Annotated in this window: 15 protein-coding genes; all 15 read right to left on the reverse strand. The window is 36.2% G+C overall.

Translation table 11 applies throughout. From position 1 onward, the window contains the following. Positions 1-156: 156 nt before the first annotated feature. The 15 genes from trxB to uvrB all read right to left on the reverse strand — a co-directional run bounded on the left by trxB (position 157) and on the right by uvrB (position 17502). The gene (gene trxB / locus D2K62_RS09615; protein WP_112181833.1) at positions 157-1107 is read right to left on the reverse strand and encodes a thioredoxin-disulfide reductase; all 951 of its coding nucleotides are present in this window, start codon (positions 1105-1107) and stop codon (positions 157-159) included. 114 nt (positions 1108-1221) lie between these two features. Continuing rightward, on the reverse strand, positions 1222-2235 hold the full coding sequence (locus D2K62_RS09620; RefSeq protein WP_117148936.1) for a tetratricopeptide repeat protein: 1014 nt from the start codon (positions 2233-2235) through the stop codon (positions 1222-1224). Between the two features lie 167 nt (positions 2236-2402). Further along, the gene (locus D2K62_RS09625) at positions 2403-4061 is read right to left on the reverse strand and encodes a glycerol-3-phosphate dehydrogenase/oxidase (protein ID WP_112181835.1); all 1659 of its coding nucleotides are present in this window, start codon (positions 4059-4061) and stop codon (positions 2403-2405) included. Between the two features lie 85 nt (positions 4062-4146). Beyond that, a complete protein-coding gene (locus tag D2K62_RS09630; RefSeq protein ID WP_112181836.1) occupies positions 4147-4680 on the reverse strand; it encodes an acyltransferase in 534 nt (177 codons plus the stop codon). Positions 4681-4683: 3 nt separating this feature from the next. Beyond that, positions 4684-5322 (reverse strand): pyrophosphatase PpaX, encoded by a 639-nt coding sequence (gene ppaX / locus D2K62_RS09635; protein WP_112181837.1) that lies wholly within the window; start codon positions 5320-5322, stop codon positions 4684-4686. Beyond that, the gene (locus tag D2K62_RS09640; RefSeq protein WP_117148937.1) at positions 5297-6259 is read right to left on the reverse strand and encodes a nucleoside recognition domain-containing protein; all 963 of its coding nucleotides are present in this window, start codon (positions 6257-6259) and stop codon (positions 5297-5299) included. Before D2K62_RS09640 ends, ppaX begins: the two co-directional genes overlap by 26 nt. 11 nt (positions 6260-6270) lie before the next feature. Then, positions 6271-7101 carry a prolipoprotein diacylglyceryl transferase gene (gene lgt, locus D2K62_RS09645; RefSeq protein WP_117148938.1) on the reverse strand — a complete coding sequence of 277 codons (831 nt, stop codon included), beginning with the start codon at positions 7099-7101 and terminating at the stop codon, positions 6271-6273. A 23-nt stretch (positions 7102-7124) separates the two neighbouring features. Then, positions 7125-8078 (reverse strand): HPr(Ser) kinase/phosphatase, encoded by a 954-nt coding sequence (gene hprK, locus D2K62_RS09650; RefSeq protein WP_112181840.1) that lies wholly within the window; start codon positions 8076-8078, stop codon positions 7125-7127. A 110-nt stretch (positions 8079-8188) separates the two neighbouring features. Further along, entirely contained in the window at positions 8189-9928 is a 1740-nt protein-coding gene (gene pabB, locus D2K62_RS09655) for an aminodeoxychorismate synthase component I (RefSeq protein WP_112181841.1), read from the reverse strand. 735 nt (positions 9929-10663) lie between these two features. Then, complete coding sequence (locus tag D2K62_RS09660; RefSeq protein WP_112181842.1) at positions 10664-11026, reverse strand: phage holin family protein; 363 nt, start codon at positions 11024-11026, stop codon at positions 10664-10666. Position 11027: 1 nt separating this feature from the next. Beyond that, a complete protein-coding gene (locus tag D2K62_RS09665) occupies positions 11028-11225 on the reverse strand; it encodes a PspC domain-containing protein (protein WP_112181843.1) in 198 nt (65 codons plus the stop codon). Between the two features lie 170 nt (positions 11226-11395). Continuing rightward, on the reverse strand, positions 11396-12058 hold the full coding sequence (gene bshB2, locus D2K62_RS09670; RefSeq protein WP_112181844.1) for a bacillithiol biosynthesis deacetylase BshB2: 663 nt from the start codon (positions 12056-12058) through the stop codon (positions 11396-11398). Between the two features lie 40 nt (positions 12059-12098). Beyond that, positions 12099-12452, reverse strand: coding sequence for a YojF family protein (locus D2K62_RS09675; RefSeq protein WP_112181845.1), 354 nt, complete (start codon positions 12450-12452; stop codon positions 12099-12101). Between the two features lie 184 nt (positions 12453-12636). Further along, positions 12637-15513, reverse strand: a complete 2877-nt coding sequence (uvrA, locus tag D2K62_RS09680) for an excinuclease ABC subunit UvrA (RefSeq protein WP_117148940.1) — start codon at positions 15511-15513, stop codon at positions 12637-12639. 6 nt (positions 15514-15519) lie between these two features. Beyond that, a complete protein-coding gene (uvrB, locus tag D2K62_RS09685; protein ID WP_117148941.1) occupies positions 15520-17502 on the reverse strand; it encodes an excinuclease ABC subunit UvrB in 1983 nt (660 codons plus the stop codon). Positions 17503-17546: the final 44 nt, after the last annotated feature.

The following is a 17546-nucleotide window of genomic DNA, read 5'->3' on the forward strand; positions in this document are numbered from 1 at the left end:
TTTGATGGCAAAAAAAATACACAGGCAATATCGCCTGTGCAAACTATATTAAAAAAGGGGGTTAATTAGTTACTTATAGTATAACCAAACTTTATTGCATCCGTATTACAGGAGAGTTAAAATGCAATGACTTTATATTATCTTTTTATGACGGATCTATTTAATGGTCTCTAATGATTCCATTAAATCTTCCACATATGCTTGTGCTGCTTGTGCTGCAATACTTCCATCGCCTGTTGCTGTAACAATCTGACGTAGTTCTTTATCACGAATATCTCCAGCCGCATAAATACCAGGGATAGCTGTTTCCATTTTTTCATTTGTTGTTACGTAACCTTCTTCATTTATAATTCCAAGTTCTTTAAATGGTTCATTTAATGGATTCATACCTATATAGATAAATGTTCCATGGGCGTCATGCTCGTATTCTGATCCTGTCTTTTTATCCAATAGGGTTAGACTACTAACTTTACCGTCTTTTCCATTAATGTTTTTAACAATAGTATCCCAAATAAAATCAATTTTATTGTTATTAAATGCGCGATCCTGAATGATTTTTTGAGCACGCAACGTGTCACGACGATGTACAATCGTAACTTTACGAGCAAAGCGTGTTAAATAGATACCTTCTTCTACGGCCGAATCTCCGCCACCAACGACGATTAAATCTTTTTCTTTAAAGAATGCCCCATCACAAACTGCACAATAAGAAACACCACGTCCTCCTAATTCTTCTTCTCCTGGAACACCTAATTTTTTAAATTGTGCACCAGTTGAAAGAATAATAGCACGAGCTTTGTATTCTTTCTTACCAGCAATAATTGTTTTATATTCTTTACCATCTATTATTTCTTTAATATCTCCATATGCATAAGTAGCACCGAAATTTTTTGAGTGCTCAAACATTTTATTAGATAAGTCTGGTCCTAGAATACTATCATAACCAGGGTAATTCTCAACGTCCTCTGTGTTAGCCATTTGTCCACCTGGAATACCACGCTCTAACATTAAGGTATCCAAATTAGCTCGGGATGTATATAAAGCAGCTGTCATACCAGCAGGTCCAGCACCAGCAATGATAACATCGTAAATACGTTCTTCAGACATATTATTCATCCTTTCTTTTGCAAATCGTAACGATTATTATACCCATTATCGTATATAAATTAGTGCGCGTCTATTATTCTGCTCAATATTAATTAAATGAGAAATACTTCTATTCTATTGTTCTATTTCCCATGGAAGTGGTTCTGATTTTAGAAGAGGATGTTGCTTACATCCCTCATTCCAAATGCGCTCAGATTGAATTCTATCTCCAACTTGATATGCTGTAATACTGAAGTATTTGTAATACCTCATATGTCCTTTTACTTTTGATTTTGCTAAGCGAATAAATCGTTGGTATGCATATTGATAATACTTTATTTGTGCAAGAGTAGTAGCTATTCGTAATTTTTGTTCTTCATGAATCGGATAAACATTCATAAGGGTACCTTGTAATCGGTCAACTTTTTCAACTTCTTGTCGTTCATAATAAAATAAGATTAAATTAGTTCGTACAAAAATAGACTGTGGATCTTTTTCTAACCACTTTTCCTCTATCCGTATTGCTTCTTCCTGATCTCCCGAATAAAAGAGTGCATAACAGTATTCATGTTTAGCAGTTTGATGGTCTGGAAACAGTGCCATCATTTCTTTTAATAGTGGCATTGCAAGTTCCCATTCTTGTCTTTCCAAATGATAAAATGCAGTTTCTTGATAAACCAATAGTTCATCTTCTTCTTCCAACCAATCATCATCTTCGTCAGCACCAATATCTAAAACAGTTAATAATTGCTCTGTTTCTTCTTTAAATTCACCAGCTGGGTCTTTTTCTAAATATAAATCCGCATATTTTTTTGCATCTTTTAATAAACCTAAATGCGCATAATTATTAGCAATTAGATAATAACATTCGAGATAGTCATCTCCATGTTCCTTAATGATGCCTGTTAATATTTGATTAGCCGTATGATAAGAGCCAATTTCAGTATATATAATTGATATTTGACAAGGGTATAATGCTTCTTCTGGATCTGCCTCTGTCGCTTTTTTGAGCCATTTTAATGCAATGTCAAATTTTCGTTTATAAAAGGCATCTACACCTTTTGAGAAATAAAAATCACCTTCAGGAATAAATGGGATGACATTATCTTTTGTTTTATATTGCGTATCTGTATCTTCTGTTATAGTCATATGTCTCCCCCAAAATTACACAAAAACAACAAAGCTTCTATGAAAATTTTTGTTACCCGAGTGAAGTATATCACATTTTCTTATTGCATTAAATGAGGAAACATTGTTTAATTTGTTTTTTTACCTAAAAAAACTTGACAAATATCAAGTTTTTAACAAAATAGTGGTTATTTGTTCGTATGATTGGTCATTTCTTTAATTCCTTGCATTAGCTCGCGGTGATAGTAGGCTCTTTCTTCTGAATTCCAGTAAAGTTCACTTTGTAAATAATCCAACACACCGCGTGCATTTCGTTTAACAGTAGTTATATCAAACAGCAAGGCACCCGTTCGTCGAATGAAAAAGTCTTGTGGTTTGTATATGCATTCTTCTTGAAGACTATAAACAAGTTCAGAGAAAACGATAGGATCAACACCATACCTAAGAGCTTCTGCTTTAAAATTACGATAATACTCCCAAATTTTCACTACATTTGAACCATAACGATCGATATACTTTATCTTTGTTTTTTTATCTATTTCTATATCTTTTATCTCTATCAATTGTTCTTGTTTAAAAAGTGTAAAACCTTTTGAACCATTAACATCTCCACCAGAGATTGGAATCCGTTTTGTATCAGATTTGGAGTATAAGATGCCAATTTCTTGTTTGAATTGCTTTACAATTTCATCTACTACATTTTCAGCCATCTTACGATAAGCTATTAATTTACCACCAGCAATGGATATAAGTCCTGATGGCGAAACAAATATTTCATCTTTTCGTGATATTGAACTAGGATCTTTGCCATCTTTAGCAATTAGCGGTCGTAAACCAGCCCAACTAGATTCTATTTTCATTTCATCTACTTGTAATGTGGGAAAGATGTGATGAATTGCTTCCAATAAATACGTACGATCAGCCTCATCTACAGTCGGGTTAAAAATATCTCCCTTATAAACAGTATCGGTTGTTCCAACATATGTTTTTTCGTCACGTGGTATAGCGAATATCATTTTGCCATCTTTATGATCAAAGTAAATTGCTTGTTGTAATGGGAAATCTTTTTGATCAAATACGAGGTGAACACCCTTTGTTAAATGCAACGATTTTTCTTGTTTGGAATTATCCATTTCTCTAATTGTATCAACCCATGGACCCGTTGCATTCACAATTTTTTTTGCGAATACTTGGTACGTTTCTCCTGTAATTTGATCTTCTAATTCTACTCCGTTTGCTTTACCTGTTTCATCATAAAGCAAGTTAGACACTTTGATATAGTTCATTGCTTTTGTGCCTAACTCGACTGCCTTTTTGACTACCTCAATTGTTAAACGAGCATCATCTGTTTTATACTCAACATAATAGCCAGCACCTCTTAAATGTGCACGTTGTAATAGTGGCTCTTTTTCTAGTGTTTGTTTTTTGGAAAGCATTTGATGACGCTCTTGTTTTTTTACTCCAGCTAAGAAATCATATAATTGTAGTGCTAATCTTGCTTTTATTGGTGTAAGTTTACTTTTTTGGTAGAGTGGTAATAACATTGTTTCTGGTTTTGTAAGATGGGGACCGTTCTCGTAGACAATTGTTCTTTCTTTCCCAACTTCAGTGACTACTTTTGCTTCACTATGTTCCACATACCGGAGACCACCGTGAATTAGTTTTGTCGATCGACTTGATGTCCCTTCAGCGAAATCTTGCATATCGACTAGAGCTGTTCTCATGCCTCTCGACGTAGCGTCTAAAGCAATACCTGCTCCAGTGATCCCTCCACCAATAACAAATACATCATATGATTCACTTGCTAATGCTTCACACATTTCTTGACGATATATATTCGAAAACATAGCCTACCCCCTTTCTCTATTTCTCTAGAAATATAGGAAAACGCGAGAAACAATTTTGTTTCGCGCGCAGTTTATGATTATTTACTTATGCATGATCTTTAAAAAAATCATCTTGTTTTAACCTATTTTTCATTTCTTCTTCCGAGTAAATTAACCGCATCGGATTTCCACCTACAAATGTCCCACTCGTTACATCCTTATGTACAACTGTACCTGCGGCTATAACTGCGCCATCACCGATCGTAACACCAGGTAATATAATACTGTTGGCACCAATCATCACTTCATCGCCTATTGAAACATTTCCTAAACGATATTCTTTAATTAAGTATTCATGTGCGAGAATAGTTGTATTATATCCTATAACCGTGTTTTTTCCTACAGATATGCGTTCTGGAAACATAATATCTAACATAACCATTAAAGCAAAAGCTGTTTGATCGCCAACTTTCATTCTCAAAAAAGTTCGATACAACCAATTTTTTAATGATAGAACTGGCGTGTATCTTGCCAGTTGAATCACAATAAAATTTTTAATCACTTTCCAAAAAGGAACTGTTTTGTAAATATGCCATAATGAATTTGCACCTTTTACAGAATAGCGTTCCGTGTTTCGCATTATCTACACCTCGAGAATCTTTAATAGATCGCGCATCTCTTCAAGCATATAATCAGGTTTATAAGCAGCTAAAGCTTCTTTGCCTTTGATAGACCATGCCACTCCTGCAGTTTTTATTCCTGCATTTTGTCCGGCTTCTATATCATGATAGTTATCTCCTACCATAATTGCATGAAGCGGGTTTGCTTTTAATTGCGTTAATGCTTTAATAATTGGTTCAGGATGTGGTTTAGCATTTGTAACGTTATCGAGTCCGATCACAATATCAAACGCGTCTTCCATTCCTGTAAGTTTTAGACCAAGTAGAGCCGTATCACGCATTTTTGTCGTAACAATTCCAAGTTGATAGCCCTTTTCCTTTAATGTCTTAATCGTATCAACGACAGTAGGATAGGCCGTAACATATTTGTCATGATTAGCTAAATTATGTTCTCGGTATGTTGCAACCATTGTCTCGACATTATCTGGATCAACTTGCTGTAAACTATCATATAAAGGCGGACCAATAAATGATAATATTTGCTCTCTCGTATAAGGTGTTTCACTATGTTTTTCTAATGTGTGTGTAAAAGATGCAATAATTAATTCGTTTGTGTCTATCAATGTACCATCTAAATCAAACAGAATCGTACGAATGTCCATCTGCTAATTCTTCCTTTCTTTTTCTCAACTGATTTCGGTTCCAAATGAAGCCGATGCATGCTGTTAAAATAAGTGCAGTAAAGAGCCGGATCAATAATAGTGGCCAAACTGGTATACCAAGTGGGATAAAAACAAGTGTATCTTCCACAACAGCGTGACAAGACACAAGGAAAATGAAAGCCAAGTACATGTCTTTCTTTGACACTCCGTCTTCTTTTACTGCCTGAACCATTACTCCTGCCCCATATGCCAAACCAATTGATAAACCCGCGACTAAAGTCATTGAAGCATTAGTATTCATACCCATTAGTCTTGTAAATGGTTCTAAACGATCAGATATTTTCTTCATCCAGCCTATTTCACGGAATATTTGTAGTATAACCATTAATGGTATAACAATAAGTGCAAGTTGCAGTACACTAACAGTTGCCGTCTGGATACCTTCGATTCCTATAGCTAACCAACCTTCAGGAGGAGCAGGATCTGATGAAATAAATCCATACTGCGCCAGTTCCTGTCCACCTTCCCAAAAAGTATGGATCATAAATGCAGAAAATAGTGCAAGTGTAATGCGAATACCAACAACAATTGGCCATTTAATTCCGACACGTGTTGCAACAGATGACTCAATAAATAAGTTATGAGAGAAAGACAGCATAACTGCCATAATAAACACTTCTCTTACAGTAAAATCAAAAGAAACAATTGCAGCAATGCCGGCGTACAGATTTAACGTATTACCTAATACTAATGGCACTGCCGCCTCACCAGAAAGACCTATCCAACTCATCATTGGAGTCAACACGTCTACAACCCAAGGCAACACAGGTGTGAATTGTAAAATCGTAATAAGCACGGTAATGGGGAATATGACCTTACTTAGTGTCCATGTTACCTCTAATCCTTGTTTCACACCTCGAATCAGCATCTCTTTCACATTCAATCCTCCTAGACTTTTTTGCCATTATATCGTCTATTGACAGTTTTTGATTTCCGACGATATGCAATAAGAGCTATACCAACTAGGACAAGCACAATTGAAATGACTTGAGCAGTTCTTAATGTACCAATAATATAGAGGCTATCTGTACGCATTCCTTCTATGAAATAGCGTCCAATTGAATACCATATAATATAGCTAAGAAATACTTCCCCACGTAAAGGGTTATATTTTCTCAGTATAAGCAGTAGGATAATACCAATGAAACTTAATACCGATTCATATAGGAAAGTTGGATGGTATAATACACCATCTATGTACATTTGATTTTCTATAAAATCTGGCAAGAATCGAATGAAATTATCGTAAGCTGCATCTGACACTGGACCGCCATGTGCTTCTTGATTGACAAAATTACCCCAACGACCAATTGCTTGGCCTAAAAGAAGACCAGGTGCTGCGATATCTGCTAGTTGCCAAAACGACACTTTTTTAACACGAGCGAAGATTATTGCAGTGATCACGGATCCTATTAACGCACCATGTATTGCAATTCCACCTTCCCAAACTGCAAAGATGCTCCACCAAGGCCTTCCTTGGTATTGTTCCCATTCAAATATCACATAATAAATTCTGGCTGAGATAATTGCGATTGGAAGTGCAAAAATAATTAAGTCTGTAAATATATCTTTCTGCAAACCCAGTCGTTCAGATTCTCTAGTTGCCATCCACAATCCTAAAAATACGCCTGATACAATAATGACCGCATACCAATAAATGGTGAATGGTCCCACTTCTAAAAAGATTCGATCAATTGGTGGTGATACAGTAAATAGCAAAGCAAACTTCCCCCTTCTTCTTTCTAATCTAAGTCAAAATCCGGACCAAGATTTGTCTTCTCTTTTCCAATCATTGTTGTTAATCTTGTTGAGAATTCCTCTGCAGCATTAACACCCATTTGTTTTAAACGGAAATTCATTGCTGCAACTTCAATAATAACTGCTAAATTTCTACCTGGACGTACTGGTAAAATCGCTTTTGGCACATCTACATCGATAATTTTCATCGTTTCTTCTTCTAATCCTAGTCGATCATACGTTTTTTTATCATCCCAAGATTCTAAGTTAATCACATAAGATATTTTTTTATAGGAGCGAACGGATCCAGCACCAAACAATGTCATAACATTAATAATGCCTAAGCCTCTTATCTCCAATAAATGTTCAATTAGTGGAGGAGAAGAACCAATTAAACGATCATAATCCTCTTGTCTAATTTCGACACTATCATCTGCTACAAGACGATGTCCTCGTTTTACTAATTCTAAAGCTGTCTCACTTTTCCCGACACCACTTTGTCCCATAATTAAAACACCGACACCATAAATATCTACTAATACACCGTGCATTGCTGTGAATGGTGCAAATTTCGCTTCTAAGAAGTTAGTCAATCTACTTACAACACGTGTGGTTTTATAAGGAGAACGTAATAACGGAACGTTCGCTTCCTCACAAGCATTGATTAATTCATCTGGAACTTCCATCCCTCTTGATACGACTATTCCTGGTGTTTCATCCGTAGACATTCTTTTCGCACGATCTGTTCTTTCCGCTGAAGAAAGATCCTTATAATAAGAAAGTTCTGTTTTACCAAGTAATTGTAATCTTTTTTTCGGATAATATCTGAAGTAACCCGTCATTTCAATTCCTGGTCTAGATATATCACTCATAATTATTTCACGCTGTAAGCCTTCTTTACCAGCTAGTAATTCTAATTTAAATTGATCCAATAAATCTTGCGTGTGAACCTTTGTCATCTTAATCCCTCCATCATACCATCATCATCGCTGTGGATTTATAGTGTATACTTATTGTAGCATTTATTATATATACATTCACCAAATTAGTCGATTAGTTAAAATACTATTTACATATTATTTAATGTAACTGGAAGCCAACCTCTAACACTATTGATAAACCAAATACGATCAAAGCTTGCTAAATCATTACGGTTAATGACTTTTTCTTGAATAATACCTGTTTCTAACAAGTGTGCACGATAGGTGCCAGCTAATAAACCAGAATCTAGTGGTGGCGTATAGTATGTACCAGCTTTTTCTACTACAACATTACCAATTATAAATTCTGTTATTTCATGTTGCTTATTCCATAATAAAGTAGAGAATACGTTTGGATCGTCTAATTGGTGTTGCTTATAGTGCGTTCGATTAGTCGTTTTATGAAATAGAAAAGGATCCTGTTTATCAATTGGTAATGATGCCAATGTACACACGACATCGCCAATTATCTCTTTTACTTCTTGAACTTCTGTGGAAACCTCGCCCTGCTTAGAAACAAGGAGTCGAACTTTATATTTTTTAGATGGATGACCTTGCAATACTTGATTTAATTTTTGCTTAACGGTCGCTATGTCTATCTTAAAATTGAAATAGCTTGCTGACTCAAGCAACCGTTTCAAGTGATATTCTTGCAATGGATAATTCCCATGATCAAGTAAGATCGATTCTAGTAAATCAAAATCAGGACGCTTTTCTGTTAACATTTTTGCTTTTGTTTTCATCTCTTGATATTCATTTTCAACTGTGGAATCCCAAGTAATCCCTCCACCTACACCATAAGTAGCTGTTTGACTTTCTTTATCAATAATAACTGTGCGAATCGGTACATTAAATGTTGCTTCTTTATTAGGAGTGATAAAACCGATCGCACCACAATAAACCTCTCTAGGAGTATCTTCAAGTTCTGCTATATACTCCATCGTTTTTATTTTTGGTGCACCAGTAATCGATCCACATGGAAATAGCGCAGTAAACCAGTCTAATAAATGAGTATCTTTTTCAAGTTCTGCGGTTACCGTCGAGGTCATTTGATTAACAGTTGGATAGGACTCCACATCTAAAAGATTCGGTACAGCTACTGTGCCTTTTTTTGCGATTTTTCCTAAATCATTTCGTAAAAGATCAACAATCATCATATTTTCTGCACGCTCTTTTTCAGAGGAGGTTAATTGTTCTATTAACTGCCTATCTTCTTCACCATAACGACCACGAGGTGCCGTCCCCTTCATTGGTTTTGTTGTGATGGTACTATTGTTCACTCGAAAGAATAATTCTGGTGAGGCAGATAGTATTTTAAAATCTCCAATATCTAAATAAGCGCTGTATGGTGCTTGCTGATTTTTAATCAACTGTTTGTAAAAAGCAAAATCATCCCCAGTAAAAGTTGCCTGTAACCGGCTCGTATAATTAACTTGATATGTATCTCCACGCGCAATAGCTTGTTTAATATTTTTAATGCCTTCTTGGTAGCTTTCCTCACTTGATGTAAATGTCCAATCGGAAACAGTGTAGTCTTGTAATAGTGGTGTTGCTTCGATTGCTGAAGGAGCTTCGTATACTCCGAACCATACAAGTGGTAGGTTGCCACTTTCTTTGACATGATAACGCGCTTCAAAAGCAGCTGCAGCTTCGTATGAAACATATCCAGCTACATAAAAGCCAGCATCGATTGCCTTTTCAGCTTTTCTAAAAATAGACGTAACCTCTGTTAATAACTTTGTTTGATATATTTTAATTGGCTCACGGAATTCAGTCTTCTGTGTACTCCCATCATGATCCATAAACTCGAAAATAAGGTCTGGATTCATTGCGATATTTTCACCTCATTTAACTTTCTAAAATCAATGCTAATTATAGCTTAAAAAGATGTTTAAATATAGTTATAAAGAAAGGGTAACTTCTAAAAGATTGTTATTTACGACTTAATTATCATAAACTACGACGTAGCGTTCATTGCGTCGGAATTATCATCAACTGCGACACAACAGAATTACCTGACCCGCTTCTCAAGTAAAATTGACTCCCTTTCCGCAGGCACGGCTTCAGCTAACTCGGAAACAAAGAACGTTTCCGAGTGGACCTTCAGCCCGCGCTGTTCCTGCAGGAGTGTCGCCAATTTCACTTGATACGCTAGTTAGGAGAAGTAAACAACAATATTCACTATGAAGAATCAGGTTATCTAGGGAATGAAGCAAGTGGGTTCCCTTTCTGTGGCTTGTGGTACTGCAATTCAATTACTCATCCCATCGAAAACTTGGGCAGTTCCCACTAGAGTGTCATTATTACATACACAATCATCATGTAGAATCTGAACTAGCTTTGGAATTATACGTAGACTCCTGTGGGAACAGCGCGGGCTGAAGATCCACTTAGTAAAGCGTTTTTTGCTTTACTAAGTTAGCTGAAGACGTGCCCACGGAAAGCGAAGTATATTTCCAAAGCGGCATGTTATGCACATTTTCTATCAACTCTGATTATTAAAAAGATACAATGTTGCGAAAAGAGCCAAAAGAAAAAAACGTAAAGGGTTATACCTTTACGCTTTATCTATTCAAAAATAGTGTATCTTTAATTAATCGATTTAATATGAGATTTAGGATAGCTAAAATAATTGCCGATAAAATCGCTATACCAAAGCCATTAATCACAAATGTATCACCAATGAACGCTTGCGTTAACATTAAAGTAATCGCATTGATTACAAATAAGAAAAAGCCAAGTGAAACAATCGTAATGGGTAATGTCAGCAAAACCAAAATAGGTTTCACAATTACATTTAAAACTGACAAAATAAGACTTGCAAGTAATGCTGTACCGAATCCTTCCAGATAAAAAGAATCAAATAGGTACGCGACAACAACTAAAGCTACAGCATTTAATAATAGCGAAACGATCCAACGGGTCATTTTATATTTCTCCATCAATTGGCATAATAAATGCTGCTGCAATATAAACAAATAACAATGGGAAAACTGCAGTGAACAACAAGGCGACAACAAAAATCAAGCGTATAATTGTTGCATCAAAATTAAAATATTCTGCTAAACCACCCAAAACACCTGACACCATTTTATTACTACTTGAACGGTATAATTTCTTATCCATCTTTTCATCCTCCTCTTATCTATCTATATTGTATGACTTTCTTAAATAAATTATCCTTTTATTCAATTAAGCAACTAAATTACATATTCTTTATATTCCACTTTTGATCATTTTTAAAACGTATAAAAAAATAAAGAAGTAGCACACTTGAATCGCGTACTACTTCTTTATTACTTATTGAAATTCCACGTATAGAATTGCTCTACAGATAAGTTCTTCTTCACAATCTCTTCCATATCCGCAGCTACTTGATTTATACTACCTAACACACCAGATGCTTGCGATGTATGAGCCATGATTGTTGCTAATTTCTTCTCGAAAAAAGGTGTAATGTCTATCGAAATATCCGCTTCACCTATGTCTTCTACTCTTGTATTTGTAATAGCTTGCGCCCACACTTTTGGTCTTTTCTCAGCGTCCATTAAACGAACTGCTTCAATCGCCGCAGCCCCAAATGCATTGTGATCGGGATGTACAGCATGATCAGGATAATGTGTAATTACAAGACTTGGCTCTATTTTTTCTAGGCGTGCTAATAAATCCTTGGCAACCTCTTCTCTTGCTTCAAATTCCAATGTTTTATCACGATAACCAAGCATATTTAATTCAATATCTAATACTTTACATGCCGCAATTAATTCTTCTTTTCTTATTTTAGGTAGCGTTTCGCGTGTTGCAAAGGTAGGGTTACCCATGTTTCTACCCATTTCTCCTAGCGTGCCACATAAATAGGTAACTGGTACACCTTCTTCACGAAATCGTGCAATTGTACCAGCAGCTCCAAATGCTTCATCATCTGGGTGTGGAAGAATAACAACAACGTGTTTTTCCATTCTATTTTCAGCTCCTTTTAAGCTTGATCTACCAATTTTGTTAATTTACAAACGGATTCTCACTAATTTCTAATGTAACTAATAATCTTCCTTCTTGATCATGTCCAGCAATAAGTAGGTGCCCTTCTTCATCTATTTCATATTCGCGAACACCTTCCGCATAGATCCAGCCGTTTTCTGTTTTTAAACCTACACGATAACTTGTTGGGTTTCCAACTATTTTCGCTTGGTTATAACGTACTTTAGCATTTCGCATAAATACACCAACATTAAAAGCTTTCTCATTATGATGACTCGCATATGCGCCATTTGTCGTCTCGATATGTATATAAACATCTTTATTTAAGAATTTTTCTAATTCATATTGCACTTTTTCTTGATCAATTACATTCATTACGAAACACCCCTTCCGACTCTTCTAACTAATTATACTCTACCCAAAAAAGGTGAAAACGTCAAAAAGCTGACTTCAGATAGCCATTTTTATTTATCTAGATGTTTGCAGACTGTTCGCTCGATTCAATTAAGCAAAAGTTAAAGAGAAGCTTGGACGCAAGAAGTGCTTCCAAGCTTTTCTTTTAAGATTGTGCTAGTTTTTCTTTTTCTTGTATATTTGTTTCCATTCGTAAACGATCTCTTTCTAAAACTGGTTTTAGATAATATCCTGTATACGATTCACTAATCTCTGAAACTTCTTCTGGCGTTCCGGTTGTGATGATTTGACCACCGCGATCTCCACCTTCTGGACCAAGGTCAATAATATGATCGGCGGTTTTAATCACATCAAGATTGTGTTCTATAATTAAAACAGTATCTCCGTTTTCGACCAAACGTTGTAATACGCCTAACAAACGGTATATATCATCAGCATGTAAACCGGTTGTCGGCTCGTCTAATATATATAGCGTTTTTCCATCTGAGCGCCGGTGTAATTCACTTGCTAACTTCACACGTTGTGCTTCTCCACCAGAAAGTGTTGTTGCAGGCTGTCCTAGACGGATATAGCCTAAACCTACGTCATAAACGGTTTGTAATTTCCTTCTGATTTTTGGAAGATTCTCAAAAAAGCCTAATGCTTCTTCTATTGTCATATCTAAAATCTCAGAAATATTTTTCCCTTTATATTTTACTTCAAGCGTTTCCCGGTTATAGCGTTTACCATGACAAACTTCACAAGATACATACACATCTGGTAAAAAGTGCATTTCAATTTTTATGATACCATCACCACGACAAGCTTCACACCGTCCGCCTTTAACATTAAAACTAAATCTTCCTTTTTTATAGCCACGAATTTTTGCTTCATTTGTTGAAGCGAAGACATCTCGAACATTATCAAATACACCTGTATAGGTGGCAGGATTAGAACGTGGTGTTCTACCAATTGGTGCTTGATTAATATCAATTACCTTTTCTAAATGTTCGCTACCTTTAATTGATTTATGTTTACCTGGTTTTTGCTTCGCACGATTTAATGTCATTGCTAAACTTTTATGAAGAATTTCATTAATAAGCGTACTTTTACCAGAACCAGATACACCGGTAACAGTTGTCATAACACCAATTGGAATCTTCGCATTAACTTTTTTAAGGTTATTTTCTTCCGCACCAATAATTTCTACAAATCTTTCATCAGCTTTACGACGGTTCGCTGGTAATGGAATAAACTTTTCACCGGATAAATATTGGCCTGTAAGTGATTTCTTCTGTTTCATCACCTGTTTTGGTGTGCCACTTGCAACAACAGTACCACCATGTTCTCCTGCACCAGGGCCAATATCAATTAACCAATCGGCTGCTAGCATTGTGTCTTCATCATGCTCGACAACAATCAACGTGTTGCCTAAATCGCGCATTTGTTTGAGTGTTGCAATTAATCGATCGTTATCACGCTGATGTAATCCGATAGACGGTTCATCTAACACGTATAAAACACCTGTCAATGCTGAGCCAATCTGTGTTGCCAAGCGAATTCGCTGTGCTTCTCCACCTGATAACGTACCAGCTGTTCGTGATAATGTTAGATAATCCAACCCAACATTAGTTAAAAAGGTTAGTCGATCTTGAATTTCCTTTACAATCATTTCAGCTATTGTTTTGTCCTTCTCAGATAAAGTAAGATTAGAAACAAAATCATTTGCTTCCGTAACGGCGAGCTCTGTTACTTTGCCAATATGTTTACCATTTATTAATACCGCTGTTGCTTCCGTTTTCAGACGATATCCTTTACATTTCGGACAGTTCTTTTGTGCCATATATTTATCCATTTGTTCACGAATGAAATCTGAAGATGTTTCACGATGGCGGCGCGCAAGGTTAGCAAGAACTCCTTCAAAAAAGATATCATTTTCACGCGTCATACCGTAATCATTTTCATAATGAAAGTGAATTTTTTCTTTTCCACTTCCATTTAGTATTTTATCTAACTGATCAGGAGGTAATTGACTGACTGGTGTATCCATATCAATACCGTAATGTTCGCAAACACTTTTAAGGAGTTGTGGATAATACTGTGAACTTGTTGGTTCCCAAGCTGCAATTGCCCCCTCATTTAAGGTTAATTCAGTATCAGGGATTACTAAGTCAACATCAACTTCCAATTTCGTCCCTAAACCATCGCAACGTTCACAAGCGCCATATGGACTATTAAAGGAAAATAAACGTGGCTCAAGTTCACCAATGGAAAAACCACAAATGGGACATGCATGTTGTTCACTAAATAACAATTCTTCTTCTCCCATTACATCAACTTTCACTTTTCCTTCACCTAAACGTAATGCTGTTTCCAACGAATCAGTAAGTCGACCAGAAATACCATCTTTAACAACAATTCGATCAACAACAACTTCAATCGAATGTTTTTTATTTTTCTCAAGCTCAATCTCTTCACTAATTTCTCGCATCTCTCCATCAATGCGTAAACGTACATAACCTTCTTGTTTTAATTTTTCTAACACTTTAACATGCTCACCTTTACGCCCAGATATTACTGGCGCAAGAATTTGAAGTTTCGTTCTTTCTGGATAAGCTAAAATTCGGTCAACCATTTGTTGCACAGTTTGTGATGAAATTTCTACACCATGCTTCGGACATACTGGATGGCCAATTCGAGCAAATAGCAAACGCATGTAATCGTAAATTTCTGTTACTGTTCCAACTGTAGAACGTGGATTTCTACTCGTTGTTTTTTGATCAATTGAAATGGCTGGAGAAAGCCCTTCAATAGCATCAACATCTGGTTTTTCCATTTGTCCTAAAAATTGACGCGCATAGGAAGATAAAGACTCAACATAGCGTCGTTGTCCCTCAGCATATATCGTATCAAAAGCTAATGATGATTTCCCAGAACCTGATAGCCCTGTAAGCACAACTAATTTTTCTTTTGGAATTTCAATATCAACATTTTTTAAATTATGTGCACGTGCACCTTTAATGGTTATTGCTTTTTTAGCCATTGATTGTCACCCCTCCGCTTTCAGCTGTATAACGATATCACGTAACTCAGCAGCTTTTTCAAAGTTCAAGTCACGCGCAGCTTGTTTCATTTCTTTTTCCATATTTTCAATCAGTTTCTCAATTTCTTTCTTCGTCATCTTACTATAACTTGGTGCATCACCTTCATACTTCGCTGAATCTTCAGCAGCCATAGTTGCGCGTATAACGTCACGAACTTCTTTTTTGATTGTCGTAGGTACAATACCATGTTTTTCGTTATATGCTTGTTGTTTTTCACGACGTCGTTCTGTTTCCTCAATTGCCCGACTCATTGAATCTGTCATCCGATCCGCGTACATAATGACACGTCCATTTTCATTACGTGCTGCTCGTCCCATTGTTTGAATCAATGCTCGATCAGACCGCAAGAAACCTTCTTTATCAGCATCAAGAATAGCAACTAAAGATACTTCTGGAATATCAATACCTTCACGTAATAAGTTAATTCCAACAATGACATCAAACTTACCGACCCGTAGATCACGAATAACCTCAATCCGCTCTAATGTTTTAATTTCAGAATGCAAATAAGCAACCTTCATTCCTATCTCTTTTAGATAGTCGGTTAAATCCTCTGACATTTTTTTAGTTAACGTTGTAATGAGTACCCGTTCATCTAGTTTTATCCGTTTATTTATCTCGCCAATCAGATCATCTATTTGACCATCAATTGGGCGAACTTCCACTGGAGGATCTAGTAAACCTGTTGGACGAATAACTTGTTCTGTCATTTGAGGCGTGTGCTCTAATTCATATGGACCGGGAGTTGCCGAAACAAAGACCATTTGTTTCGCCTTCTCTTCAAACTCCTTAAATGTCAACGGACGGTTATCCATTGCAGATGGTAATCGGAATCCATGATCAACTAAAACTTGCTTTCTTGCTTGGTCACCATTAAACATTCCACGAACCTGTGGTAACGTTACATGTGACTCATCAACAACAATCATGAAATCATCTGGAAAATAATCAATTAACGTATATGGAGTTGAACCAGCTTCTCTCAATGTTAAATGACGAGAGTAGTTTTCAATCCCTGAACAGAAACCCATTTCCTCCATCATTTCCAAATCATAACGCGTCCGCTGTTCAATTCGCTGTGCTTCAAGTAATTTATTATTTTCACGGAAAAACGTTAGCTGTTCTTCCAATTCTTTTTCAATATTTTTCATAGCGACTTTTAATTTTTCTTCACCAGTAACAAAGTGGGAAGCAGGGAAAATAGCGATGTGTTCGCGATTACCAACAATTTCTCCAGTTAGCGCATCTACTTCTCGTATACGATCAACCTCATCACCAAAAAATTCAACTCGTATACAGTGTTCTTCTCGAGAAGCCGGAATAATTTCAACCGAATCTCCACGAACTCTGAATGTACCACGTTGGAAATCTATATCATTACGTGCATACTGAATATCGACTAATTCACGAAGTAATGCGTCTCGGTCTTTCTCCATTCCAACCCGAATGGATAATACTTGATTTCGGTATTCTTCAGGAGAACCTAAACCATAAATACACGATACACTTGCTACGATTAAAACATCTTTTCTTTCAAATAAGGCAGACGTTGCTGAGTGTCGTAATTTATCAATTTCATCATTAATACTTGCATCTTTCTCTATAAATGTATCCGTCGAAGGAACATATGCTTCAGGCTGATAATAATTATAATAACTAACAAAATATTCTACAGCATTATTAGGAAAAAACTCTTTGAATTCACTATATAGTTGTCCAGCAAGTGTTTTATTATGAGCAATGACTAACGTCGGTTTGTTTACTTCTGTAATAACATTAGACATCGTAAATGTCTTACCAGTTCCTGTTGCTCCAAGTAATGTCTGTTCACGTCTACCAGCATTAATTCCGGAAACTAATTCCTTAATTGCTGATGGCTGATCACCCTCGGGCTTATATTTCGACACTAACTCAAATTTATCTACCACGATGCACCCTCCGTTCTACTCTTCACTTATCTATGATACCACAT

This window comes from Paraliobacillus sp. X-1268, assembly GCF_003426095.1.
In the GTDB taxonomy this organism is placed as follows: Bacteria; Bacillota; Bacilli; order Bacillales; family Amphibacillaceae; genus Paraliobacillus_A; species Paraliobacillus_A zengyii.

What these genes read in the sequence shown, in the direction of transcription:
- trxB (WP_112181833.1), bottom strand. Translation starts at nt 1,107, where the DNA reads ATGTCTGAAGAACGTATTTACGATGTTATCATTGCTGGTGCTGGACCT.
- D2K62_RS09620 (WP_117148936.1), bottom strand. Translation starts at nt 2,235, where the DNA reads ATGACTATAACAGAAGATACAGATACGCAATATAAAACAAAAGATAAT.
- D2K62_RS09625 (WP_112181835.1), bottom strand. Translation starts at nt 4,061, where the DNA reads ATGTTTTCGAATATATATCGTCAAGAAATGTGTGAAGCATTAGCAAGT.
- D2K62_RS09630 (WP_112181836.1), bottom strand. Translation starts at nt 4,680, where the DNA reads ATGCGAAACACGGAACGCTATTCTGTAAAAGGTGCAAATTCATTATGG.
- ppaX (WP_112181837.1), bottom strand. Translation starts at nt 5,322, where the DNA reads ATGGACATTCGTACGATTCTGTTTGATTTAGATGGTACATTGATAGAC.
- hprK (WP_112181840.1), bottom strand. Translation starts at nt 8,078, where the DNA reads ATGACAAAGGTTCACACGCAAGATTTATTGGATCAATTTAAATTAGAA.
- pabB (WP_112181841.1), bottom strand. Translation starts at nt 9,928, where the DNA reads ATGAATCCAGACCTTATTTTCGAGTTTATGGATCATGATGGGAGTACA.
- D2K62_RS09660 (WP_112181842.1), bottom strand. Translation starts at nt 11,026, where the DNA reads ATGACCCGTTGGATCGTTTCGCTATTATTAAATGCTGTAGCTTTAGTT.
- D2K62_RS09665 (WP_112181843.1), bottom strand. Translation starts at nt 11,225, where the DNA reads ATGGATAAGAAATTATACCGTTCAAGTAGTAATAAAATGGTGTCAGGT.
- bshB2 (WP_112181844.1), bottom strand. Translation starts at nt 12,058, where the DNA reads ATGGAAAAACACGTTGTTGTTATTCTTCCACACCCAGATGATGAAGCA.
- D2K62_RS09675 (WP_112181845.1), bottom strand. Translation starts at nt 12,452, where the DNA reads ATGAATGTAATTGATCAAGAAAAAGTGCAATATGAATTAGAAAAATTC.
- uvrA (WP_117148940.1), bottom strand. Translation starts at nt 15,513, where the DNA reads ATGGCTAAAAAAGCAATAACCATTAAAGGTGCACGTGCACATAATTTA.